This is a genomic window from Flavobacterium esculini (assembly GCF_048284325.1).
In the GTDB taxonomy this organism is placed as follows: Bacteria; Bacteroidota; Bacteroidia; order Flavobacteriales; family Flavobacteriaceae; genus Flavobacterium.
The window spans coordinates 127,479-152,993 of sequence record NZ_JBLVPI010000001.1 but is presented as its reverse complement, the minus strand read 5'-3'; the positions used below and the strand labels follow the sequence as shown (position 1 = coordinate 152,993).

The 25,515-nt window shown below is 34.9% G+C and carries 24 protein-coding genes and 1 pseudogene; 19 read left to right on the top strand and 6 right to left on the bottom strand.

The genetic code is table 11. The features are described from left to right. Positions 1 to 262: 262 nt before the first annotated feature. The 13 genes from ACNQGG_RS00695 to ACNQGG_RS00635 all read left to right on the top strand — a co-directional run bounded on the left by ACNQGG_RS00695 (position 263) and on the right by ACNQGG_RS00635 (position 12,066). A complete protein-coding gene (locus ACNQGG_RS00695; protein WP_417960562.1) occupies positions 263 to 433 on the top strand; it encodes a hypothetical protein in 171 nt (56 codons plus the stop codon). A gap of 68 nt (positions 434 to 501) precedes the next feature. Beyond that, positions 502 to 1,041: a DMP19 family protein gene (locus ACNQGG_RS00690; RefSeq protein ID WP_417960560.1), complete on the top strand. Its 540-nt coding sequence runs from the start codon at positions 502 to 504 to the stop codon at positions 1,039 to 1,041. A gap of 92 nt (positions 1,042 to 1,133) precedes the next feature. Further along, positions 1,134 to 2,405: a serine--tRNA ligase gene (serS, locus tag ACNQGG_RS00685; protein ID WP_417960558.1), complete on the top strand. Its 1,272-nt coding sequence runs from the start codon at positions 1,134 to 1,136 to the stop codon at positions 2,403 to 2,405. Between the two features lie 71 nt (positions 2,406 to 2,476). Further along, positions 2,477 to 4,255 carry a tetratricopeptide repeat protein gene (locus ACNQGG_RS00680; protein WP_417960556.1) on the top strand — a complete coding sequence of 593 codons (1,779 nt, stop codon included), beginning with the start codon at positions 2,477 to 2,479 and terminating at the stop codon, positions 4,253 to 4,255. 63 nt (positions 4,256 to 4,318) lie between these two features. Beyond that, a complete protein-coding gene (locus ACNQGG_RS00675) occupies positions 4,319 to 4,630 on the top strand; it encodes a DUF4286 family protein (RefSeq protein ID WP_417960554.1) in 312 nt (103 codons plus the stop codon). A gap of 181 nt (positions 4,631 to 4,811) precedes the next feature. Beyond that, entirely contained in the window at positions 4,812 to 5,342 is a 531-nt protein-coding gene (locus tag ACNQGG_RS00670) for an ORF6N domain-containing protein (RefSeq protein ID WP_417960552.1), read from the top strand. 96 nt (positions 5,343 to 5,438) lie between these two features. Continuing rightward, on the top strand, positions 5,439 to 6,218 hold the full coding sequence (rsmA, locus tag ACNQGG_RS00665; RefSeq protein WP_417960550.1) for a 16S rRNA (adenine(1518)-N(6)/adenine(1519)-N(6))-dimethyltransferase RsmA: 780 nt from the start codon (positions 5,439 to 5,441) through the stop codon (positions 6,216 to 6,218). Continuing rightward, positions 6,208 to 7,557 (top strand): magnesium transporter, encoded by a 1,350-nt coding sequence (gene mgtE, locus ACNQGG_RS00660; RefSeq protein WP_417960548.1) that lies wholly within the window; start codon positions 6,208 to 6,210, stop codon positions 7,555 to 7,557. The genes rsmA and mgtE overlap by 11 nt, the downstream gene beginning before the upstream one ends. A 223-nt stretch (positions 7,558 to 7,780) precedes the next feature. Further along, on the top strand, positions 7,781 to 8,557 hold the full coding sequence (proC, locus tag ACNQGG_RS00655; protein WP_417960546.1) for a pyrroline-5-carboxylate reductase: 777 nt from the start codon (positions 7,781 to 7,783) through the stop codon (positions 8,555 to 8,557). A gap of 560 nt (positions 8,558 to 9,117) precedes the next feature. Continuing rightward, entirely contained in the window at positions 9,118 to 10,020 is a 903-nt protein-coding gene (locus ACNQGG_RS00650; protein WP_417960544.1) for a hypothetical protein, read from the top strand. A gap of 138 nt (positions 10,021 to 10,158) precedes the next feature. Beyond that, a complete protein-coding gene (locus tag ACNQGG_RS00645) occupies positions 10,159 to 10,752 on the top strand; it encodes a hypothetical protein (protein WP_417960542.1) in 594 nt (197 codons plus the stop codon). 274 nt (positions 10,753 to 11,026) lie between these two features. Then, positions 11,027 to 11,407 (top strand): Dabb family protein, encoded by a 381-nt coding sequence (locus tag ACNQGG_RS00640; RefSeq protein ID WP_417960540.1) that lies wholly within the window; start codon positions 11,027 to 11,029, stop codon positions 11,405 to 11,407. Between the two features lie 62 nt (positions 11,408 to 11,469). Next, positions 11,470 to 12,066 carry a hypothetical protein gene (locus ACNQGG_RS00635; RefSeq protein WP_417960538.1) on the top strand — a complete coding sequence of 199 codons (597 nt, stop codon included), beginning with the start codon at positions 11,470 to 11,472 and terminating at the stop codon, positions 12,064 to 12,066. Positions 12,067 to 12,254: 188 nt separating this feature from the next. Here the strand turns inward: ACNQGG_RS00635 and nhaA are convergent, their stop codons facing one another. Further along, positions 12,255 to 13,406, bottom strand: coding sequence for a Na+/H+ antiporter NhaA (gene nhaA / locus ACNQGG_RS00630; RefSeq protein WP_417960536.1), 1,152 nt, complete (start codon positions 13,404 to 13,406; stop codon positions 12,255 to 12,257). A 115-nt stretch (positions 13,407 to 13,521) separates the two neighbouring features. Here nhaA and ACNQGG_RS00625 point away from each other — a divergent pair. The 3 genes and pseudogenes from ACNQGG_RS00625 to ACNQGG_RS00615 form a co-directional block, all read left to right on the top strand. Continuing rightward, positions 13,522 to 14,460: pseudogene (locus ACNQGG_RS00625) on the top strand (2-hydroxyacid dehydrogenase); the annotation flags it as partial. Beyond that, the gene (locus ACNQGG_RS00620) at positions 14,434 to 14,871 is read left to right on the top strand and encodes a VOC family protein (protein ID WP_417960937.1); all 438 of its coding nucleotides are present in this window, start codon (positions 14,434 to 14,436) and stop codon (positions 14,869 to 14,871) included. The pseudogene ACNQGG_RS00625 and the gene ACNQGG_RS00620, both read left to right, overlap by 27 nt. A 46-nt stretch (positions 14,872 to 14,917) precedes the next feature. Next, positions 14,918 to 15,199: a TM2 domain-containing protein gene (locus tag ACNQGG_RS00615; RefSeq protein ID WP_416855654.1), complete on the top strand. Its 282-nt coding sequence runs from the start codon at positions 14,918 to 14,920 to the stop codon at positions 15,197 to 15,199. Between the two features lie 55 nt (positions 15,200 to 15,254). Here ACNQGG_RS00615 and ACNQGG_RS00610 read toward each other — a convergent pair whose 3' ends face one another. Continuing rightward, positions 15,255 to 17,057, bottom strand: a complete 1,803-nt coding sequence (locus ACNQGG_RS00610) for a GNAT family N-acyltransferase (RefSeq protein ID WP_417960534.1) — start codon at positions 17,055 to 17,057, stop codon at positions 15,255 to 15,257. Between the two features lie 202 nt (positions 17,058 to 17,259). On the opposite strand from ACNQGG_RS00610, the gene ACNQGG_RS00605 reads away from it, so the two are divergent. The 3 genes from ACNQGG_RS00605 (at position 17,260) to ACNQGG_RS00595 (ending at position 20,311) form a co-directional block, all read left to right on the top strand. After that, positions 17,260 to 18,021: an exodeoxyribonuclease III gene (locus ACNQGG_RS00605; RefSeq protein ID WP_417960532.1), complete on the top strand. Its 762-nt coding sequence runs from the start codon at positions 17,260 to 17,262 to the stop codon at positions 18,019 to 18,021. Positions 18,022 to 18,166: 145 nt separating this feature from the next. Continuing rightward, the gene (locus ACNQGG_RS00600; protein WP_417960530.1) at positions 18,167 to 19,108 is read left to right on the top strand and encodes an OmpA/MotB family protein; all 942 of its coding nucleotides are present in this window, start codon (positions 18,167 to 18,169) and stop codon (positions 19,106 to 19,108) included. Between the two features lie 165 nt (positions 19,109 to 19,273). Next, positions 19,274 to 20,311 carry an aldo/keto reductase gene (locus ACNQGG_RS00595; protein WP_417960528.1) on the top strand — a complete coding sequence of 346 codons (1,038 nt, stop codon included), beginning with the start codon at positions 19,274 to 19,276 and terminating at the stop codon, positions 20,309 to 20,311. Between the two features lie 89 nt (positions 20,312 to 20,400). Here ACNQGG_RS00595 and ACNQGG_RS00590 read toward each other — a convergent pair whose 3' ends face one another. The 4 genes from ACNQGG_RS00590 to ACNQGG_RS00575 all read right to left on the bottom strand — a co-directional run bounded on the left by ACNQGG_RS00590 (position 20,401) and on the right by ACNQGG_RS00575 (position 25,411). Further along, a complete protein-coding gene (locus tag ACNQGG_RS00590; RefSeq protein ID WP_417960526.1) occupies positions 20,401 to 22,368 on the bottom strand; it encodes a transglycosylase domain-containing protein in 1,968 nt (655 codons plus the stop codon). 209 nt (positions 22,369 to 22,577) lie between these two features. Then, positions 22,578 to 23,018, bottom strand: a complete 441-nt coding sequence (locus tag ACNQGG_RS00585) for a hypothetical protein (RefSeq protein WP_416834924.1) — start codon at positions 23,016 to 23,018, stop codon at positions 22,578 to 22,580. A 73-nt stretch (positions 23,019 to 23,091) separates the two neighbouring features. After that, entirely contained in the window at positions 23,092 to 23,496 is a 405-nt protein-coding gene (locus ACNQGG_RS00580; RefSeq protein ID WP_417960524.1) for a hypothetical protein, read from the bottom strand. Positions 23,497 to 23,767: 271 nt separating this feature from the next. Next, a complete protein-coding gene (locus ACNQGG_RS00575; RefSeq protein ID WP_417960522.1) occupies positions 23,768 to 25,411 on the bottom strand; it encodes a carboxylesterase/lipase family protein in 1,644 nt (547 codons plus the stop codon). Positions 25,412 to 25,515: the final 104 nt, after the last annotated feature.

Here is a 25,515-nt window from a genome sequence, read left to right as displayed (position 1 = left end):
AATTTTTGCCAATAATTTAATAGGTGTCGTTCCTACGGAACTTTATTCCTTTTATTTTATTTCCAACGGATTAAAATCCGTTGCTACAATATGAATCGTTCCTACGGAACTTTTACTCACCTATAAGAGCCGTAGGCTCGGCAAATATTGTAGGGATGGATTTTAATCCGTCCATATTTGACGATGTATTCATAAAGTGCCTTAGGTACGAACTATCAGTTTATTTATATTTGTAACCGTAATTAACAAAGCTTCTACATTTATGGCAAAAGGACCCGAAAAAAACACTAAAAATAAAGCTTTACACACAAAATTGCTCAATCAAAAGAAAGCCAAAATTCAAGAAGAAAAAAAAGAAAAAGCGTTGCGTTTGAAAGCTTTGGTTATAAAAATGAATCAGAAAAAGAATGATAACGAATCTGATGGCATATAAATCACATTGCATTTCTTTTCTGTAATAATTTACCCGAAATTTGCAACAAATATTCAAACACAAAACCTATGGAATTCGGTAGAATAATTATTTCAGAAACGGCAATGAACAGTGAAAATCTACAAGATGTAATTCACTCTAATATTTCGGTAATCAACTTAATGCGCGAGGAAGGCGTGAACGATGATTTGATTCATGAAGATGCCTTGATGAGTTATTATTTAGATTATTATACGTCGCAATATACTGAAGGAAATTTTGCTCAGTTTGCATACAATTCGAGTTGGGATAAAGAGTTAAACGAATTGATAGAAGAAGGTTTGGCTTTGATTGGCGCCTATAACCATTTGGAATTGTTCCAACAGCAATCCAAAAAGGTAAAATTAATGAGCAGTGTAAAACTGAATAAATTCCTGAAAGGGAAATTGGAAGGCGTAAATCCTATCCGAGATTTGCTCAACAATGACACTTTTTTCGAAATTGAAGAGAATCTGGTTACATTGAATGCTGCTTTCTTAAAAACGCACCCCGATTTCGAAGTCCTTTCTGTAGACGACATGTTTGCCGCCTTAGAAGAATTTGTGGGTCATGAGATTAAAAGGGAGTAGCTAATTTTCATCAAAACTTTGTCCCGTTTCTATCAAACATTTCCTTAAATTTGCTCCCATTATTATATAAGTTAGCGTTAAAAAAATCAACTATGTTACAAATCGCATTTATTAGAGAGAATCAAGAAAAAGTAATCAAGGCTTTGGCAAAGAGAAACATCGATGCTACAAGTGTTGTTGAAGAAGTGGTACAACTGGATGAAAAACGTCGCGCTACGCAAGTGGAGCTAGACAACATTTTATCCGAATCTAATAAATTATCCAAAGATATTGGCGAATTGATGAAAGGCGGAGAGAAAGCAAAAGCCGCAATTCTAAAAGAAAAAACTGTTTTAAACAAAGATAAAAGCAAAGCTTTAGCGGAAACAGCTGATGCGCTTGCCGCTGAACTTTTAGAAAAATTATATACTTTACCCAATCTGCCTGCTGATATTGTTCCTGTCGGAAAAACACCGGAGGAAAACCTAAACGTTTTTGAAGAAGGGGAAATTCCAGTTTTGCATGAAGGAGCGCAACCGCATTGGGAATTGGTAAAAAAATATGATATCATTGATTTTGAATTGGGTGTGAAAATCACGGGCGCAGGATTTCCTGTTTATAAAGGAAAAGGAGCACGATTACAACGCGCCTTGATCAATTATTTCTTGGACAAAAATACCGCTGCAGGGTATAATGAAGTTCAGGTGCCACACATGGTAAACGAAGCTTCGGCTTATGGAACGGGACAATTACCGGACAAAGAAGGGCAAATGTACCATGATAAAACAGATGACTTATACTTGATTCCAACGGCAGAGGTTCCAGTTACGAATTTGTTTCGTGACGTGATTTTGAACGAAAATGAATTACCCGTTTTAACAACGGCTTATACGCCATGTTTCCGTCGTGAAGCAGGTTCTTATGGTGCGCATGTAAGAGGATTGAACCGTTTGCATCAATTTGACAAAGTAGAAATCGTACGTGTAGAACATCCGGATAAATCATATGAAGCTTTGGACGGAATGGTGGAGCACGTTAAAAATATATTACAGGAATTAAAATTACCATACCGAATATTGCGTCTTTGTGGTGGTGATATGGGTTTCACATCGGCTTTGACGTATGATTTCGAAGTGTTTTCTACGGCGCAAGATCGCTGGTTGGAAATCAGTTCAGTTTCTAACTTTGAGACTTTTCAAGCGAATCGTTTGAAATTGCGTTTTAAGGACAAAGACGGAAAAAACCAATTGGCACACACTTTAAACGGAAGTTCATTGGCTTTGCCAAGAGTTTTGGCTGGAATTTTAGAAAATTACCAAACTCCGGAAGGAATCGTAATTCCAGAAGTTTTACGACCGTATTGCGGATTTGATATTATAGATTAATTAGTTTGCGGTTATCAGTCACAGTTTACAGCGCTGTGACTGTAAACTGTGACTAAAACCAAATATTGGAAATGAAAAAGCTCTTTCTTTATATCACTTTGTCATTCTCGCTATTTGCTTTCGCCCAAAACGAACAATTGGCGCAGTATTATTATGACAAAGGCGATTTTGAAAAAGCCAAAATCAGTTATGAAGAGTTACTGGAAAACCTGCCACAAAACACACAGTATTTTTTAAGAACCATTGACTGTTACCAACAATTACAGCAATTTTCTGTTGCCGAAAAAGCAATACTGAGCCGATTAGACAAATACAAACAAGGGAATCTTCTGGTCGAATTGGGATACAATTACCAGTTGCAAAAAAATGATGCCAAAGCCAAAATTTACTACGAGCAAGCATTAGACAGAATCAAAAAAAATCCAAATGAAGTGTACGGTATTTCCAATTCTTTTGAGAGAAAAGTGTTGTTGGAATATGCCTTGAAAGCGTATCAAACTGCAACAGAATCTGAGGCTAATTTTAATTTCAATTATCAAATTGGGTTGCTTTATGGGCAATTAGGCAATCAGGAAATGATGATTAATACTTTTCTGAATGAAGCCTATGCGAATCCCCAAAATTCGATACAAATTCAAAATCAACTGTCTCGTTTTATGGTTGATGAGGGCGATGCCAATTTTAGCGAAATACTGCGCAAAGCATTAATTGTTAGAGCTCAAAAAAATCAAGATCTTTTTTGGAATCATTATTTGAGTTGGTTTTATACCCAACAAAAAGAGTTCGAAAAAGCATTTATTCAGGAAAAAGCCATTTATAAACGCGACCCGGAATCCCTTTCTAATATTGTGAATTTAGGACAATTGGCTATTGAAGAAGACAATCAGGAAGCGGCCAAAGATATTCTGGGTTTTGTATTGGAAAACACAAAAGATTTAGAACTGTTGATTCAGGCGAATTCCTATTTGATAAAAATGAAAATAGAAAAAGCGCAAGAAAAAGAGTATGCTGCCATCAATACGGAATTAGAGGGTTTGTTGAAACAATTTGAAATAAGTCCTTTTACCTTATCTTTGCAGCTGATTCAGGCACATTTTGTGGCTTTTAATTTGAAAAATCCGGAGGAAGGAAAAGCAATAGTTAAGAAAGCACTTGAATTACAGTTGAATGATTACGAAGTGGCTCATGCCAAAATGGAATTGGCGGATATTTTGCTTTACGAAGAAAAATTCAATCAAGCTTTAATCTATTATTCACAGATAGAATTGGATTTAAAAAATGATATTGTGGCGCATGAAGCGAGTTTGAAAGCCGCTAAAACGAGTTATTTCAAAACGGATTTTATTTGGGCTTTGAAACAATTCAAGGAATTAAAATCAGCGAATACGCAACTGATTGCCAACGATGCTTTGGAATATTTTCTTTTGATAAATGATAATACTGTTGCCGATTCGACACAAACGGCTTTGAAACAATTTGCCAAAGGAGATTACCTTTTATATCAAAACAGAAATCAGGAAGCGATAACGCAGTTTCAGACGATTTTGAAAAACTATAAAGGACAGGAAATAGAGGCGGTAACGTTGTTGCGTTTGGGTAAAATTTACGAAAAATTAGGTGATTTTACTTTGGCTTTAAGCCAATATCAAACTATTATAGACAAATACAGCGACGGTATTTATATTGATGAAGCTTTATACTTCTCTGCGGAAATTTATAACAAAAAGTTGCAACAGCCCGAAAAGGCAAAACCATTATACGAAAAGATAATTTTCAGTCACGAAGACAGTATCTATTTTGTGGAAGCCAGAAAGAAATTCAGGCAATTGCGAGGCGATACAAATATGTGAATTAATGTTTAATCGGTTAATTGTTTTAACCGATTAAACAAATCAACGATTAAACAGTAAGAAATGATAATATACAACGTTACCACAAACATACATGAAAGCGTTCATGATCAATGGATGATTTGGATGCAACACAAGCACATTCCCGAAATTTTGGCTACAGGAAAATTTTCCTCGGCAAGAATGGTGCGGGTTTTAATTGAAGAAGAAATGGGCGGAGTGACTTATTCGGTTCAATATACTACGGATAGCAAAGAAACTTTGGAGAAATATTATCAGGAAGATGCACCTGCTTTTCGCGAAGAAGGAGTGAGATTGTTTGGAGACAAAATGCTTGCTTTTAGAACCGAGTTGGAATTGATTTCGGATCATTAGAAGAAAGTGTTCAGTATTCAGTTGTCATTGCGAGGAATGAAGCAATCACACTCAGTTGTTAGTGTTCAATTTGAAATAGTAAATCTTGAAGTCGCAATTAGCGATATCAAGTTGAATTTATAATGAAGCATAAAAATTGGAGGTCGCAATTTGTGACCTCCAATTATAGAAAGCATATTTTATGAGCGATAAAATTTCAATAATTCCGGATGACACCGTTATCAATAAGATTTATTTCATCAGAAATCAAAAAGTAATGATAGATCGTGATTTGGCAATGCTTTACGGTGTCGAGACTAAGGTTTTTAAACAAGCGGTTAGGAGAAATATCAATCGTTTTCCTGAAGATTTTATGTTTGAATTGAATAAGGAAGAGTTTGAGAATTGGAGGTCACAAATTGTGACCTCCAATTCTGAAAAGATGGGTTTGCGATATGCACCGATGGCTTTTACAGAACATGGTGTATTGATGCTTTCGAGTGTTTTGAATAGTGAAAAAGCAATTCAAACTAACATTCAGATTATGAGGATATTTACAAAAACTAGGCAACTGCTCTCTGATAATTCTGATTTACGAATTGATTTTGAAATAATGAAAAATAAAATTGAAAATCAAGGAAAAAACATAGAACTCGTTTTTCAATATGTAGATGAACTTATGGAAAAGAAAGAAATCACTCCAGAACGAGAAAAGATAGGATATAAGAAATAGTTAACAGTGTTCAGTTTGCGATAATTTTCTGGATATTTAAAAACATATAAATAACACTTTGCGCCTTTGTGCCTTCGTGGCAAAAAAACAAACAAAATGGAAAAAGTAAAAGCCAAAAAACACCTCGGACAACATTTCTTGAAAGATGAAAGCATCGCAAAAGACATTGCTGACACACTGAATTTAGAAGGATATGATGATGTATTAGAAATAGGTCCCGGAATGGGTGTTTTGACAAAGTATTTATTGGACAAACCAATCAATACGTATGTGATAGAAATCGATACCGAATCCGTAACGTATTTAGACGAAAATTATCCAAAATTGAAGGATAAGATTATTTCTAAAGATTTTCTGAAATACAACATTAATGAGATTTTTGAAGGAAAGCAATTCGCTATAATCGGAAATTTTCCGTATAATATTTCGACTCAAATTGTCTTTCGAGCATTAGAATATCGCAATCAGATTCCTGAATTTGCCGGTATGTTCCAGAAAGAAGTGGCGCAACGTATTTGCGAAAAAAAGGGAACCAAAGCCTATGGAATTCTGTCGGTTTTAGTACAGGCTTTTTACGATGCCGAATATCTATTTACTGTTGATGAAAATGTATTTATTCCGCCACCAAAAGTAAAATCGGGAGTGTTGCGTTTGCGCAGAAAAGAAGACTATAGTTTGCCTTGCGGCGAAAAATTGTTTTTCACTGTGGTAAAAACGGCATTTCAACAACGCAGAAAGACCTTGCGAAACAGTTTAAAAACCTTAAATTTGTCCGATAGTTTAAGAGAAGATACAGTTTTTGATCTTCGACCAGAGCAATTAAATGTAGAACAGTTCATAGAACTCACTCAAAAAATAGAAGCCGATGGAGTTTAAAATCAGCAAAGCGCTAATCCAGGAATTAGAGCAACACATTGTTAATAAAAATGATAAGGAATTAGAATCCTTACTCAATGACATGCACCATGCTGATATTGCCGAGATTCTTGACGAGCTTGATTTTGACGAAGCAACCTACATTTTTAAAGTATTAGACAGTGAAAAAACAGCAGAGATTCTTCTTGAATTAGAAGATGATTTGCGGGAGAATATATTAAGCAGGCTTTCGCCAAAAGAGATTGCAGAAGAATTAGATGAATTAGAGACCAATGATGCTGCCGATATTATTGCTGAACTTTCGCAAGACATAAAAGCAGAAGTAATCTCTGAATTAATAGATGTTGAGCATGCCAAGGATATCGTTGACTTACTGCGTTATGATGAGGATACAGCGGGTGGAATTATGCACAAAGAGTTGGTTAAGGTCAATGAAAATTGGAACGTACTGACTTGTGTAAAAGAAATGCGAATTCAGGCTAAAGATATCTCTCGGGTGCATTCTATTTATGTGGTGGATGATGAGGACCGGTTAAAAGGACGTTTGTCGCTAAAGGATTTATTGACGACTTCAACCAGAACGGCGATAAGTGATGTGTACATTCGGAAATTAAATTCGGTGAATGTAGATACCGAAGATGTTGAGGTGGCCAGAATCATGCAGAAATACGATTTAGAAGCCATTCCTGTTATTGATGAATTAGGACGACTTGTAGGGCGAATCACCATTGATGATATTATAGATGTAATCAAAGACGAAGCCGACAAAGATTACCAGTTGGCTGCGGGTATTACCCAAGACGTTGAAACGAATGACAGCATTTACGAGCATACCAAAGCGCGTTTGCCTTGGTTGTTGATGGGAATGTTAATTGAACTTATTGCATCGTATGTTATTAAAGGAAATGAAGCCACTTCCCAAAAATTTTATACGCTAATTATTTTTATGCCTTTGCTTTCGGCAACAGCGGGAAATATTGGGGTTCAAGCTTCAGCAATTATTGTACAAGGTTTGGCAAATGGTACTTTGAAAGAATTTAGCCGAAGTTATTTTAGCAAAGAAATAGCAGTAGCCATGATTTCCGGGACTATAATAGCACTGTTGGTATTGGGGTATCATACGTTTATGTATGGACAGTTTCAGGTGGGAATGGCGATTTCCATATCCATTGTTGTAGTTATTTTATTTGCTGCTACTTTAGGAACATTGGTGCCGCTTTTTTTGCATAAAAATAATATTGATCCAGCAATCGCAACTGGGCCTTTTATTACAACAACAAATGATGTTTTTGGAATTATGATCTACTTCGGAATAGCCAATATCATTTTAGGATTTTAAAATTTAAAAAAAGCATAAGATAGTTGCCCGTAAAAGTGAATCATTAAAAACGGTACACGGATGACAAAGATTAAACAGATTAACACGAATTTTAATTCATGAAAATAATTTGTTATTAAGAATAAAACCAAAAGACAAAAAAATACAATTAACACTTTCCATATCTTCAGTTCTTCGGAGAGGTCCCGAAGCTTCGTGAGGGGAGAGGAAAATCACAATCAGCATGAAAGTACACATAATTGGCGGAGGAAACTTAGGCGTTGCTATCGCAAAAGGATTATCAAAATTTTCGCAAGGAAATCAAATCACCGTAACCCGAAGAAATACAGCGAGCATTCTTTATTTGGAGCAATTGGGCGTAACTGTTTCAACAGACAACACGCATCAAATTCAAGTTGCAGATATTATCATTCTTACTATAAAACCGTATCAGGTAGATACCGTTTTGGCCGAAATTCTTCCTGTGATTTCTAATAAAGTAATCGCTTCGGCAGTAAGTGGATTGTCTATCGAAAATTTACAAAATAAGATAGGCGAAGGAAATAGCGCCGTACGCATTATGCCAAATATCGCATCACAATTTGGCGCTTCGGCAACCTGTATTGCGTTTCACGAAAAAAACAAAGAGAAAGCACAAAATACAGTCGCTCTTTTCCAAGATTTAGGAACAGCTCCTATTATAGATGAAAAATTGATGGATGCAGCAACCGTTCTTGCGGCTAGTGGAACTGCTTTTGCGTTGCGTTACATTCGTGCATCGATGCAAGCCGGAATCGAAATAGGATTTGACTGGCAAACCGCACTAGCTATTTCAGCACAAACCGTAAAAGGCGCTGCCGAAATGATCATGGAAGAACAAGTACATCCAGAACAGTTAATTGACCGTGTAACCACGCCACAAGGCTGTACCATTGCGGGATTGAACGAAATGGAAATGCACGGATTCAGTTCGTCATTGATACGAGGAATCAAAACTTCTTTGAAACAAATCAAGGGATAAACGGCATTTGGGCATGCCCCAATCAAAAAAAAGGGTCTTCTCAGCGTAACTGTTGAGAAGACCCTTTTTTATTGGCGTCGTCCCGAACCGTCGGGATATCCGCGCTACTTCGGTAGCTTGCTACTATCCTTCACGCAGATATAAGGAATAGTGACGATTGCAGATTTTTGATTAACGATTTTTGATTTTAGATGTTGAAAACCGAATACAAATCGCTAAAATGGACAATCTTAGATCCCGCATAAAATCTGAAATCAAAAATCGTTAATCTTCATTCTTAAATCGATTTTCTGAAATTTTTTTATTTTTTTCATCCAAATAAGGAAAACCGTAAAGTAGTGTGTTTTCTTCTTGATAGATTTGTTAGCGAGACTATTTTGTTTAAAACACTAGTTAGTTTTTACGTCAAATCTGAAGTATTTAAAACGCTTTTTTGCCAGCATTAGTGAATTTTGTAAAAATTGTTTTATATTTGAAAAGCCACTGTAAGAAGGTACTTCTTATAGCTGGCTAAAAGTTAGCAGCAAGCTAAAGCAAGAAATATTTACTAAATTTAATTTATGCAACCTATATTTCCAAGAAAAAATTGGGCATTAAACACACTAATTGAATTTAGAAAAGCTCCAACAATATTTGAATTCACAGATTATTTTCAAAAGAATGAAAATGAAGAGAACAGTTGGAACAAGGAACATTTAGAATTTCAAATAAATCATTTGATCAATCTATTTGATGGTTTAAAAGAAGAAACTAATCAAATAATTCATACTAGTAATGTTTTAACGGTTACAACATTTTTTGAAGAAGTTATTGATAACATTGATAGTTGGAATTTAAATAAAGTTGAAAAAGAATATTTTGTTGAAATATCCAAAGAATGGAATAACTACAAGTATAAAGAGTTTCTCGAAGAAATTGAAAAAAAAGAAAATGAATATTTTAATTCTTCAGAAAGAGCTAAATACAAACATTTAGAAGAATATAAAACCTTTAGATTTAGTTGGCTTGATAGAAAATCAAAAGAAGTTACCATTATAAATAAAAACTTTTATTGTGTTGAAGAAATACCTAAATTAATAGACTTAAAATATTTAGATAAATATCTTAAAATACTCTCCGAGGTTACAGTAAAATTTAATGAGTCAATTTCTCAAGAATTAAATTTATACCGAGAAGGAAAATTAATCTCAAAATCGCAATCAGAAAAAACGTATTTTGAAAAAATTTCAGATAAATTTAAAAACAACAAATTAGTAGCAGGAATCCTCATTGGCTTTGTAATTTATGGAGGAATATCAACCATTATAAAACTTACTAAAGAAAATCAAGATAACTTATACGGCAAAGATGGTTTGTTAAATAATGACAAACCAATTGACTCAATAAATCAAAAAAACAATAAGACGGCTAAATATGATTCAATAAAAAAGCCAAACAAAATTAAATATCAAAAGAGCAAATAGCCTGCCGCTAACAGCTACAACGGATTTGGGCATTTGGTTTTGTATTTGGGAGATTTGGCAAATCCGAATAATGGGCTTAATTTAGTCCAAAACCCACTGTATTAGCGGGACGTTAGCAGTCATTAAATCAAAAAATCTATGAACAAAATACTTTTTTTAGTAATTATTTGCCTTTACTCTTGTGTAAATAAAAATCCTCAGGTAGAAATACCTGTAGAAAAAAAAGAAATAGGGTTAAAAGGTTTATTAATTGGTAGCGAATTTACCAATTCCTTATATTATAAGTATTTTACATCAGATACATCGAATAAACCAAATAGCCAAATCAAATTTTATTATATAGATAAATTGAAAGTTTCAAAAGGAACTGGAATTGACCAAATTGGAATCATTGAATCTGTAAATGTTTGGACTTACAATGGAAAAATTTATCACGTTGAATTTAGAACTGGAGAATATAGTGATCCGTCGCAAATCAACTTTGAACTAACAGATGGAATTACTCTTTATAACAGTAAAAATGGGCATGAAGTTTATTTTAGCAATGGCAATAAATTTAGAATTGTGGTAGAGCCAATGCAAGTGATGAGACAAGGTTATTTTTATGATATACTTGGATTTGACTACATAGATTACGATTTAGATGCCGAAATTAAACTTAAGAAGCAAAATAGGAATGATAGCATTAAGAAAGCAGATTATATTAAAGAGATGAAACAAATTCAAAATTAACGACTGTTAACAGTCGTTTTGAGCTAGTGTGTGATTTATTGGAATTACCGTTTCGCATCATGTTTTTTGCAAAACCGAAATCGAAAGGTTACGAAGCAACTATCTAATGAACTCCTTTTTCTTTGCTCCGCAAAGCCTTCATCGGTTATGCTGCAAATGTCTCTGCTTTGCGCCCACAACAATAAGCCAGTAACATAAGTAATTATTTACTATAGCGTCAATCTCCCCTGCAAATCCAACTCAAATAATTCGTATATTTCAAAAAAAAACTACCATGAAAAAACTATTGCTAATATTCCTTATTTTACTTTCAATCCATACCGTAAACGCCCAGCAAGGCAAACAAAAACAAGTGCTACGTCATGTAGTAATGTTTGGATGGAAAGATGGAACGGACGCCGCATATATCACTAAAGTGGTAACAGCTTTGAGTGATTTGAAGCATAAAATCCCAACTATTAAATCATTTGAATGGGGAACCAATAACAGTCCTGAAAATTTAAGCAATGGTTTGACACATTGCTTTATACTTACATTCAGTAGCGAAAGTGATAGAGATGCTTATCTTATTCATCCGGATCACAAAGCTTTTGTTGCGCTGTTAAACCCAGCTCCTGAGAAAGTCACGGTGTTTGATTATTGGGCTAATAAGTAAGCGAAATCTATTTTAAAAACATAAAACAAATAACTACTAAATAATTAATTCGCATCCTTTAAATGAAAAAAGTAATAGTATTTCTAATTCTGGCATTCAATCTAAATGCAGCGGCTCAAGAGGTTAGCGTTGAAAAATCAATTTTTGGAGTGCAAACCGGTTTTGGGGTACACACAGGAATTTGGTTCAATAATGAGAGTAAACTATCAAATACTATCGCATTAAGAGGCGAGATTGGTCTTGAGAAAGATTTTACGGTTGGTGATCATTATGAAGGAGCCGGTTTTATACTGCAACCGGTACTAACAGTAGAACCAAGATATTATTATAATCTCGAAAAAAGGAATTCAAAAGGTAAAAATACTACCAATAATAGCGGAAATTATTTGTCCATTAAAACAAGTTATCATCCGGATTGGTTTGTAATAAATTTAGCGGATAATGTAACTAAGACAGCTGATTTTGCAATTGTACCTACCTGGGGTTTAAAACGTCTGATAGGGAGTCATTTTACATATGAAACCGCTGTAGGATTTGGGTATCGCGTGGTGTATTTGAAAGAGAATTCGGTTAACGGGAATGTTCAAAATGTAGATGGTGCTTATAATAGAAATCAATACATTCCCTATGTGCATATGGGAATTGGCTACATTTTTTAGTAAAAAAACCGAACCAATGAAATATATATTGGTATAAAAATAAAAAAAAATTTATACAGCCTGTTTAATGAAGTAGCTTATAAATAGCTCAATTATAATCATAAGTTTCAATAAAAAAAGGGGTGTTTAGCTTTAAGCTAAACATCCTTTTTTTATTGGACAAATCAATTAAATGATGGGTTTAATCTTCATTTTTTTAATTGGGTTTTCAAGGTGTATTTCAACCAAAGAAAACCAGCTGTTCCTGCGATAAAGGAAGCAATCAGAATCGCAATTTTAGAATAGGTAATTACTTCTTCGCCGTCATTTTTAAACGCAAGCAACGTTATAAATATGGACATCGTGAAGCCAATTCCTCCCAACATTCCTGCGCCAATAATAGTTTTCCATTGTAAATCTTTAGGCAAAACACAAATTCCGAGAGTAACGCCTAAAAAAGAGAAAAGCCAAATTCCGAGTGGTTTTCCTATCACAAGTCCTAATATTATTCCTATTGTGTTAGGATGATTCAGTCCTTCATGCCAATTGGAATCTATCGCGATACACGTATTGGCTATCGCAAACAAAGGCAGAATAAAAAAGGCTACGGGTTTGTGTAAAAAATGCTGAATTTTATAAGATGAGGTTTTTTTGCCTCCATCACCAAACGGAATTACAAAAGCCAATAAAACGCCAGTTATAGTAGCATGTACTCCTGAATTAAGCATGAAATACCACATGATAACGCCACCAATTAAATACGGGAATAAATTATGAACCTTCATTCGATTCAAGATAAACAAACCACCTAAAATACCTAAAGCTATAAATAAATTTACAAAAGCAATTGTTGAAGTGTAGAATATAGCTATGATAATTATAGCACCCAAATCGTCAATTACTGCAAGTGCAGTTAGAAATATTTTTAAAGAAACAGGAACACGATTTCCTAATAAGGATAAAATACCAATGGCAAAAGCAATGTCTGTAGCCATAGGAATCCCGGCTCCATTTTGTGTTATAGTTCCCAAATTTAATGCTAAGAAGATTCCGGCAGGAACAAGCATACCGCCTAAAGCACCAAAAATAGGCAAGGCAGCATTCTTGATACTGGATAATTCACCATTATAAATTTCGCGTTCCAGTTCTAAACCGATTAACAGGAAAAAGATAGTCATCAGTCCGTCATTAATCCAATGCGTAATGGAATGGTGACCTAATTTGGTTTCCCAAAAAGTAATATATTCCGTTTGAAATGTGGAATTGGCAAGACAAAGAGAAAGTACTGTTACAAAAAGCAAAAGTAACCCACCCGCTTTTTCACTTTCAAAGAATGCTTTGAATGTTTTTGTTAATCTCATTTTTGAATTTTTTAATAATAACTTCCATTTATCCTAAAATAGAAAGCAGGCTAATTTACACATTTGGGAGCTATTTTTTTGTTAATTTGGGGTACAAAACTTAGAAACCTTTTTTATGGACATCAAAATCCTTCATATCGATAGTAATAATCCTTTGCTTTGGGATCAATTGCAAAATTCCGGATTTATTAATCACAGTGACTTTACATCATCCAAAGAAGATATTGAAACTAAAATTCAAGATTATCAGGGAATTGTTATCCGAAGCCGATTTAAAATTGACAAAACATTTTTAGACAAGGCAACTGGTTTGCAATTTATAGCGCGTGTGGGAGCAGGATTAGAAAGTATCGATTGTGAATACGCTCTGTCAAAAAACATTACGCTTATTGCAGCTCCAGAAGGAAATAGAAATGCTGTTGCCGAACATACATTGGGCATGATTTTAGCTCTTTTTAATAAATTGAATGAAGCAGATAGTGAAATACGATCTGGTCACTGGAACAGGGAAAGCAATCGCGGTCATGAACTCGATGGTAAAACGGTGGGGATTATCGGTTATGGAAATATGGGGAAATCATTCGCCAAAAAACTTCGTGGTTTTGATGTGGAAGTGCTGTGTTATGACATTCAGCAAAATGTAGGGGATAGCAATGCCAAACAGGTTTCATTGGAAGAATTCCAGCAAAAAGTAGATGTGATAAGCCTACATATTCCGTGGACACCTGAAACCGATAAAATGGTTGATGCGGATTTTATTAATGGATTTGCAAAACCCTTTTGGATTATAAACACCTCCCGTGGCAAGAATATTGTCACTGCCGATTTAGTTGCAGCGATGGAATCCGGGAAAATACTTGGAGCCGGTTTGGATGTTTTGGAATATGAAAAATTGTCATTCGAAACCCTTTTTCAAGATAAAAATACACCAGAGGCTTTTCAGTATTTATTGCAAGCTAAGAATGTGATTCTTTCTCCACACATTGCCGGTTGGACATTCGAAAGCCATGAACGGTTGGCACAAGTGATTGTAGATAAAATTAAAGCTAAATATTTTGGTCCAGCCAAAGATGCGGAGCTGGAAAAACGAGTTACGGGAATTGGCGGTTTTTTCTTTAAATCAAAAGATTCGAAAAAACTGGTAGCTTGGTACGAAAAACATTTGGGTTTAAAAACGGATGAATACGGTGCTACTTTTTGGTGGAAAGACAAAGAGGGAAATGATTGTTCTACCCAATGGTCGCCATTTGCTGATGACACTACTTATTTTGCACCAAGCGAAAAACAATTCATGCAAAACTTCAGAGTGGATGATTTAGAAAATTTGTTAAAAAAATTATCGGAGGAAGGTGTAACAATTGTGGGTGATATGGAGTCTTATGAGTATGGAAAATTTGGTTGGATTTTAGATATTGAAGGAAATAAGATAGAACTCTGGGAGCCAATTGATAAAGTATTCCAATAATTTTTATATTTTTAATCACTGAAAAATAACCTTATAACAATTAATTATGGAAAATTCAAAACCAGAGGCATGGAATAATCCACAACCTAATCAACAAGATAATAAAAAACTTGCAGCAGGGCTTCTTGCTATTCTTTTAGGACCTTTGGGGATCCATAAATTCCTTTTAGGCTATACAACCGAGGGGATTATATGGTTGGTAATTAGTTTGTGTACTTGTGGAACAGTAACAGGTATATTAGGAGTAATTGAAGGAATTCTATATTTAACAAAATCAGATGAAGAGTTTTACCAGACGTATCAAGTAGGCAAAAAAGGCTGGTTTTAGGACATAAAAAATCTCAAATTAATTCGAGATTTTTTTATAATTCTACATGCTGCAGTCAATCTTCCTTTTCGCTCAGTTTTCGTTCCAGTTCGGCCTGAAATTCTTCCATTACAGGTTTCATAGTGCTTTCCGGAATATCTGCAATTCTGATGTACATCAGTCCGTCAACAGCATTGTTAAACAGCGGATCCACATTGAAAGCAACCACTTTTGCATTCTGTTTGATGTATTTTTTAATCAAAACCGGCAAACGCAAACTTCCAGGTTCTAGTTCATCTATAATTTTGTCAAACTTATTTAAATCTGATTCGGTTTCATTAAAAATGAAATCTTTATCGGCATCTTTTAGTTTTACTTTATACGCTTTCTTGGGGTGAATGTATTGCGCAATATAAGGATCATAATAATTCGATTTCATGAATTCAATCATCAGCGATTTTGAAAAATCTGAAAATTGATTGCTGATACTCACACCACCCAGTAAAAATTTATGCTCCGGATAACGCAACGTGGTATGCATAATTCCTTTCCAAAGCAAGAAAAGAGGCATTGGTTTCTGTTGGTATTCTTTGATGATGAAGGCGCGACCCATTTCTATGGATTTGTGCATCATATCATGTAATTCGGGTTCAAATCGGAAAAGATCGTTGAGGTAAAAACCATTTATTCCGTATTTGGGATAAATTTCTGAACCCAATCCCATTCGGTATGCCCCAGCAATTTTGTTGGCATCGGCATCCCACAAAAATAGATGATGGTAATACTGGTCGTGTTTGTCTAAATCGATGGGTTCATTTGTTCCTTCACCCACTTCTCGAAAGGTAATTTCCCGAAGACGCCCAATTTCATGCAAAATATTTGGAATTTTAGATGCTTTAGCAAAGAAAACTTCATAGTTTTTACTTTGTAAAAGTCGGCAATCAGTACTTCGCAAGGCGTCTACTTCCTTGACCATTTTATCCTGATTTGCGGCCGTAACAATTTTCTTCGGGCTTTTAGGAAGCTTTAATGTTGGTGTGGGTAAAAAAGGGCTTTCTTTTTCGAAAGGATTTGCAAGCATGTACGTTTTCTTTCTCAAAAATTCTGAATATTCCTCTAGTGTTGTGTGTTCATTTTGTTCACTTACCGAAATCGGTTTGCCAATACGCACTTTGATCACACGGTGTTTTTGGCTAAACACTTCCGAAGGTAGTTTTGCAGTTCTAAAAGTTCCGCTTATTTTAGAAAGAAGATAGAATAAACGACTATTTTTAGCATGAAAATAAATAGGTACAACAGGAACCTGTGCTTTTCTAATTACTTTAATAGCCCCTTCTTCCCAAGGTTTATCCACCATTAATTTTCCGTCTTTATACGTAGAAACTTCTCCCGCAGGAAACATTCCCAGCGGTTTTCCATCGCTTAAATGACGCAATGTTTCTTTTATTCCTACAACACTTGATTTGGTATCCTTGTGGTTTTCAAAAGGATTTACAGGCATAATGTATTTTTTGAGAGGCTCAATTCGATGCAAAAGAAAATTGGCGATAATTTTGAAATTAGGCTCTTTGTCAAGCATTAATTTCAATAATAAAACGCCGTCAATACCTCCTAAAGGATGATTTGAAATCGTTATGTAAGCACCGTCTTTTGGCAATCGTTTTAAATCTTCTTCTGGGATTTTAAATTTTATTTGTAAATCATCTAATATTCCATTGAGGAAATCAACATCTTTCAAATGTTTATTTCTATCGTATACTTTATTTAAGGTAGAGATTTTTAGCACCTTCATGAGCATCCATCCGGAAAAAGTACCTAAAACTCCGTACTTATCTACATTTATCGCTTTGGCAACTTCTTTGGCGGTTACTAAACCCATGTATTTTTGTTTTTTTTGAGCAAGAAACAAAGATAGCAAAAAACTCCATTTTCTCTATTTTTCTGAATCAAACTTATACTTTTTTATTACATTTGAAACGGACATAAAAACAATATAATTTTTTCCGATAAAATAAAAAATTGGCTTTGAACAAACCGCAGGCTAAAAATATTTTTTCGCAAGAAATTCAAAAATTACTTTAATGAGAATCATTTCATACAACGTCAACGGAATCAGAGCCGCCATTTCAAAAGGGTTTATTGACTGGCTGCAACACGCAAATCCAGATATTATTTGCCTTCAGGAAATTAAAGCAACCGAAGATCAAATTCCCGTTGATGCTATCACAAAGGCGGGTTATCCCTATCAATATTATTATTCAGCGACCAAAAAAGGCTACAGCGGCGTGGCCATTCTTTCCAAAATCAAGCCTAACAATGTCGTTCATGGAACTGGAATTCACCACATGGATTTTGAAGGAAGAAACCTTCGTGCTGATTTTGATGGATTTTCTGTGATGAGTTTGTACTTACCATCGGGGACAAATATCGAGCGATTGGACCATAAATTTATGTTTATGGATGATTTTCAGACTTACATTGACGAACTCAAAAAAGAAACTCCAAATCTTGTTATTTGCGGGGATTACAACATTTGTCACGAAGCAATCGATATTCATGATCCTGTAAGAAATAAGACCGTTTCCGGATTTTTGCCACAAGAAAGAACCTGGCTCGATGGATTCATGAAGTCTGGATTTGTGGATAGTTTTCGTCATTTCAACAGTGAACCGCATCAATATACGTGGTGGAGTTATCGTGCCGGAGCAAGAGGAAACAACAAGGGTTGGCGCATTGATTACAATTTAGTCAGCGATTCCTTAAAACATAAACTAAAAAGAGCCGTTATTCTACCAGATGCAGTGCATTCAGATCATTGCCCAATTTTGGTAGAAATCGAGTAGCATTTTCAGGAGCTGTTTCCCGCTATTCGTTGCAATCTTGTTGTTTTTAAAGAAAAAACAACAAGGATTTTCACTTCTATCGGGGCTAGGGCATCCGAATATAATTTAAAATTTGCTTTCAAAACAACAACATAAATAAAACAAAATGATTAAAAGAGTTTCCATCGGATTACTAGTTCTGGCACTTTCAACTTCATGTGTATCTAAGAAAATATACAATGATTTGGAAAGCAAGTACACCGATTCCAAAAAAGAAAATAGAAGATTAACGGATGAGAATGAAGATCTTTTAAAAGTTAAAAATCAATTAGAACTAGACCGAAGTGCTTTAACATCTGATTTAAGCAAATCAAAATCGGAACTGGAAAAATTGAAAGCCGATTACGCGGCTGCTCAAAATAAATTTAAAGTATTGCAGGATTCCTATGACGCTTTAGAAAAAAATAGCAGTGACGCTTTACAAAACAACATGAAGAAAAATCGTGATTTGCTGGATCAATTAGATGAAAAAGGAAAAGCGTTAGCGCTAGAACAAGAACGTTTAAACAAAAGCGCACAACGTTTAGATGAGTTGGAATCTTTGATTGCTGCCAAAGAAGCCAGCATGAAAAAACTAAAAGAAACACTGTCTAAAGCCTTGAATAGCTTTGAAGGAAAAGGGTTGACCGTTCAGCAAAAAAATGGAAAAGTATATGTTTCCATGGAAAACAAACTGCTTTTCAATTCTGGAAGCTGGGCAGTGGGTTCCGAAGGTAAAAAGGCAGTTGTAGAGTTAGGAAAAGTTTTGGGTGATAACCCGGAAATTTCAGTCCTTATTGAAGGACATACAGATGATGATGCTTTCGCCGCTTCAGGGCCAATTGCTGACAACTGGGATTTATCGACTAAAAGAGCCACAGCGATAGTTGCTATTTTGAGTGAAAACAAGAAAATCAACAAGGAAAACTTAACCGCAGCTGGTAGAGGAGAATTTTCTCCTTTGGCAAGTAATTCAACCGCTGAAGGAAAAGCAAAAAACCGCAGAATCGAAATTATTTTGACACCAAGATTAGACGAGATTTCTAAAATGTTGAATGATATCAATTAAATTGAAGTAAAGGTTCAAAAAATACAAAGGTTCAGAGCTTATACTTTGGGCCTTTTTTAGTGTCAAAACGTATAAACGTTTCCAAAATTTCTGTTAACTGGAAACCAAAACAATAAACTAATTTTATCTTTGTTTTTGAAAAATTAAAATACAATTTTCTTAATTATGAAATATACTACTTTACCGGACACCGATATAAAAGTCAGCAAAATTTGCCTTGGAACCATGACTTTTGGACAACAAAATACAGAAGCTGATGGTCATGCACAAATGTATTACGCTCTTGAAAGAGGAATCAATTTTTTTGATACTGCCGAGATGTATTCTGTTCCAGCACGTCAGGAAACATACGGAAGTACGGAGAAAATACTAGGAACTTGGTTCAAAAAAACAGGCAAAAGAGAAGAGGTGATTTTGGCTTCAAAAATTGCGGGACCAAATCCTAATTTCACGTACATGCGTGAGAAAAATGATTTTTCGCCAACAAGTATCAAGTTTGCATTAGACCAAAGTTTGCTTCGCTTACAAACTGATTATCTGGATGTCTATCAATTGCATTGGCCGGAACGCAAAACTAATTTTTTTGGACAGCGTGGTTTCAAAGTGCAGGATGATGCCTGGGAAGATAACATTCACAATGTTCTAGAAACCTTAGACGGTTTTGTCAAAGAAGGGAAAATCAAGCACATTGGACTTTCTAATGAAACGCCTTGGGGAATTATGCGTTTTCTGGAAGAAAGTAAATACAATAATTTACCAAAAATAAAAACGATTCAAAATCCATATTCGTTACTAAACAGACTTTTTGAAGCGGGTTCCGCTGAGATTTGTATGCGAGAAAATGTGGGATTATTGGCGTATTCACCAATGGCTTTTGGTGTTTTATCCGGGAAATTCCTAACAGGCGAAAGTCTTCCAAACGCGAGAATCAATTTATTTCCACAATTTTCAAGATACAACAGCGAGCAATGTTATGAAGCTACTCGATTGTATCAGGAAATCGCCAAGAAAAGCGGATTGACCTTGACTGAATTGTCTTTGGCATTCATAGAGCAACAGCCGTTTGTAACCAGCACGATTATTGGCGCCACAACAATGGAACAATTAAAAGAAAACATTGATACAATTCACATTTCACTTTCTGATGAAATCTTAAAAGCAATTGACGAAGTTCAAGCGGTAATTCCTGACCCGGCGCCGTAATTTGTTGAAAAGAATAGATGTGAATTTAAATTTTCGAGCAACCCTGTCAGAGTTCAAAACTCTGACAGGGTTGCTTTTTAATTTTAGAATTAAAGATCAAATTCTTCGTCAACTGCCAAAGAATCGATTTTTATTTGTGTGGTATCTTGAGCTTTTATCCTTAGAAAAGATTTTGCAGGTCCTGAAATCAGGATAGGCTGTGTTTTGTAAATAGTATCGTCAGGGCTCAGTAGCCCTCTCCTAAACATGATATTGGTTAAAAAGGATTCTTGTTTCACTGCAAAATTTTTCAGCATCCCTTGGTCATTAAACTGGTACATGAATTTTCTTGGGCTTGGAATAATTCGGGCAAGATAAAGACATTCATTTAAGTTCAATTCTGAAGGACTCTTCTGGAAATAAAACCGACTCGCTTCGCCAATTCCATATACGTTTGGTCCCCATTCGATAATATTAAAATACACTTCCAGCATGCGTTCCTTGCTTACGATTCTATTATTTTCCAGAATGTAAACCAGTAAAATTTCTTCTAGTTTGCGCGAGACTGTTTTCTCTCGGGTAAGAAAAACATTCTTTATCAACTGCATGCTGATGGTACTGGCACCACGCGAAAACTTTTTGGTTTTTATATTTTTAACAATGGATTGTTTGAATGCTTCGCTGATAAAACCATGATGCGAAAAGAACGAAGGATCTTCGGTTGTTAAGACGCATTTTCTTAAATAAGGGGAAATTTGGTCTAATGGCGTATAATTAGGATTCGCTGAGCCAACTAAAACAGGTCGCTGCAAAATATTTTTTATAAGTGCCCGATAAATAAATTCTCCATTGAGTTTATTGAGATTCGCTTCACCGTATTTTGTAATTTTCAGATTTTCTTTATTCAATTTACTGTCAAAAACCAGTTGATTGGGTTTGTTTTTATTGAACATGAAATTCAAGTTGTAGTCAAAATTACCTTCGGCTTCCATTCCCTGAAAATGGGTGAATAAACCATCAGGAAGTGAAGCGATAAAATCCTGTGCTTTCATTTTTGGGATGGCTACTTTGAGTTTGTAAATGGTATCTTTCTCGGTTTCATAAGCTACATAAGGATGGAATTTCACTTTATTGAATTGGACCGTTGAAGTACTGTCTATTGAAATGAAATCAGAGCCCAATAAGAATCGGTAATCAAACTTAGCATTCTTGATTACTACATCTTTACTGGCAATTTTTGGATGATTTACTTTTAAATTGGCGATAGCCATAAAGCCATCAATATGAAGTTCGTCACCATCTTTATCAATGTTTTCAATATTCAACCGGATGGATTGAAAGCTCGATTTCAGGTTGAAACGTTCGTCAAAATATGGAACTTTGATGGCGCCAGTGTCAATATTTACGAAACGAATATCGGCTTTTTTATTTCTTGGATCGGCAAATCCTTTGATTTTCCAGCGTTGTGTAAAGGTATTGGTTTGGACTTTTATTGAAGTTTCAAGCTGCTTATTAACCAATCGTAATTTTTTCAAATTAATCACCGCTTTTTTTCCATTGTCATCAAGTCGGAAGGAAAGATTGTCCAAAACCATGTCCGTTGGAACTAAATTCAGTGCTTTAGATATGATTCTGTAGGCAAATTGAGCGTAATCTCTTTTTTCGTTCCCTATTTCTGTTTGCTTGTCTTTTTTTAGAAAAGCATCAAAATTTCTCACTTTTCCTTTCTTTACGAGCTGTACAAAACCATTCTTGATTTCTAAAGTTCCCAGTTGCATATTACCTAATACTAATTGCCATAAATTGACACTCGTTTTCAGTTTTTGTATTTTAAAAAGGGTATCGGCATTTTTCGGCGCTAATACTACTTCAGAAAGATTTATACCTGAGATTCCGTCAAAAGAAGCTTTTTTTACTGAAAAAATACTGTTGTAATCGACTTCCATTTCATTAGAAACCTTAGCAATCGTCTGCTGTAAAACCGCATCACGAAAGATGTAAAAAGCAACAATTAGAGCTACAAACAGTACACCAAGTATTTTTGTCGCTAGAATTATTTTTTGTTTTCCGGTTTTCATAAACAGTTTTGTATTCGATAAAAATATAAGAATTAATAGAGCTTGGAATCGTGCTTATAAAGAAAAGGAAAATAATACAAAAGGAAAGTTTTTTATGGTTTTCTTTAGAATTTTGAGGGGTATAAACGTTTTATTTTCTCTAAAAAGCATAAAAAAACTACAACCTAAAAAGTATTGTAGTTTCTAAATTTGTTTTTAGGGTATTTAAATTAGCTTTTCGGTTTTGGTTCTTTGTATTCAAATGGGTTATAGAATCGTCTGACTTTTTCCACAATTTCATTTAAGGTCATTTTATCGGCAGTTTCCACTGATTTTAGTTTTCCGGGTTCAATTAAATTTTCATCCATTAATTTTTGTTCCAGTTTTGTTTTGGTTTGTGCCGGACCAAAAACAATAAGTTCATCCGATTTTTTAACATAAGACAGCACTGATTTTATAAAATAATCCAGTTCTTGTTTTTTTCGATCATCAAATTTTTTATCGCTATCACCATGATGACTTCCCGAAAAAGTCCCTTTGTTGCCTTCTTTGTTATGATAAACGCTGTTTTCTACATCAGAATCTATTTCGGTAATTTTTTCTGTATCACCATCAAGAGCAACAATTATTGCTTTTGAGGAGTCTATCCAAATGCCAGTTTGCTTTTTCATGTCTTTGATTTTTTAGGTTAAAGTAGATTGTTTTAAAACAGCTTTATTTTGATTCAAAAAAGATTTAATTGCATTATTGTATCAGGATAGCGCTGAGCTGACTTATGAAAACATGTTCTGATTTGTTTTTTTCTAAAAAAGAATTTGCAATAGCATTTGCAGTTTTTAGAATCAAGGTGATAACCTCAGGGGTAAACAAATGGTCATGCTCTTTTCTGAAAATTTTAAAATCAGGAATTACTTGTTCAGTATCCCATTTATTGGCTATAAGCCAGTCAAAAACAATTTCAATTTCATAGGCTGTGTCGTCTCCAAATTCATTAAAAGTATTTTCAAGCGGAAGCCATTCTGTTTTTACAATTTCTTTGAGTTGTGCGATTTCCTCTTTACGAATCGTTTTATCTATGGCCGCAATGCAATAAAACACTTTTCCTAAGTGCTCATAGAGATGCGTCATGGTTTGGTGTGATGGTTTCATTTTTCAATCTTTAGATAAAAAAACAACACATAAATTTACAACAAAATAATGAATCTCATTCCTGATTTTTTATTTTTTATTAAGCGATATTTTTATTTCATTGCATATAATCAGTTGACTTACAGCTAAAATAAAAATTTTTTTTTAAAATTGATTCGAACTGATTATGGCTTTTTCTTACGAATAGAAATCGTACTAATTATAATTATGTGGCATAAAAAAAGAGGATGCCGTTTTTAATGACATCCTCTTTTTTGCGAAAGCAGGAAAATTATTTTTTCGAATATTCTTTTTCTAAAAATAAGTAACGCGCTTCATTTTCTGCTTTTTTTGATTTTGAATTTACATCAATAATCATGATTTCTGGGTTTTCTTCGTTTTTTGCGATAGGCCAAACAGGAAGTTTATCACCGTTTGGATTTCCTGTTTTAATGAAGTTGGCAAAAAAGTTCATCATTGTATCCGAAACTTTGTAATCATCGTCAGTCCAAGCATAATTTTTGTTAGAGGCTAAATTCCCCATTGCATATTCTATTTCTGCAGAGTGAACCGCTCCTTTTGGTATTGGTGCTTTTGGAGTGTTTTTGTCTTTTTTAATGACACCGCCTGCAAGAGCTGCTTCAAGTTCATTGTCGCGCATTTCGGGTCTTGGATGAGCATAATAATAACGATATACAGGCTGTGTGCTGTTTTTTCGATGCAAATCAAACCATTTCCAAGTGCTGTAGGCGATAAAACGGTCTCCAGCTAAATCGGTGGCAGATTGCTCCGTTACTTCAGGAGTTCCTACAGGATATAATTTCAAAACTTCATCCGCTTTGTTGCCGTATAATTCTTTTATTTTTTGGATATAACTTTCATTGTCTATGTCTTTTCCCATTGTTAAAGCGCGATAAGTCATTTCCTCCGAATTCCATCCTAATAGTAAAGGAACCATAGCTTGTTGTTTGGCTTCAAAAATTTCCGGCAACGATTTTGGTAAAAAATAACCGTCAATTGTTGTTTTAAAAATACCCAAACTTGTTCCGAGGGATTTTTGATACAGCTCAAAAGTAGACATTGCGCGAAGGTCTTTTAAGGATGAAGCTCCAATTTTTTTGGCAAATTCAAGACCTGTTTTTTCACCTTCGGCCAAAGGAACGGGAGATAAGGTAGGGAAGATAGAACCGCCGCTTTCGCCAATAGCTCCTGCAATAAGGCCTTTTGATAATGGAGAAGCCATTTGAGCGCTTACGGCAATTGAACCTGCTGATTCGCCTGCAATTGTGACGCGTTTTGGATCACCTCCGAATTTTGAAATATTGGCCTGTACCCATTTTAAGGCAGCATTTTGGTCTAATAATCCGTAGTTTCCTGATGCGTGATTAGGAGATTCTTTGGTTAGTTCCGGATGGGAGAAAAATCCCCAAATCCCTAATCTATAGTTTACGGTTAAGGTTACTATTCCTTTTTTGGCCATGTTTTCACCATCATAACGATTTTCGGAGCCATCGCCAGCGGCAAAACCGCCCCCGTAGAAATAAACTAAAACAGGAAGTTTTTCATTGGCAGATTTGGCTGGAGACCAAACATTAAGATATAAGCAATCTTCGCTCGTGCCGTCACTTCTAAAGCCCATATCGCCAAATACATTGGACTGGATTGCTCTTGGTCCAAATTTTTTAGTTTGTTTTACTCCGACCCAATTGGTTAAAGCTTGAGGAGCTTTCCAGCGTAAATTACCCACTGGTGGCTGTGCAAAGGGAATTCCTTTGAAGCTTTGAATATTTGTTTTTATATCAAATTCGCCTTCTATAATTCCGTTTGCAGAGGCTATCTGAACAGGGAAAGCGTTTTGATTTTCGGCATGTTGCGCTTTAGAAAAAAAAGGTATTGCCAGTAGCATAAATCCTATGCATTTTATTTTTAGATTCATAATTTATGTGTTTTATCGTGTAATATTTTTTTATAGAGACAAATGGAATTTCTACCCAAACAATTCGCTTGCGATGTCTTCAATCTTTGCGACCAATCGAATTT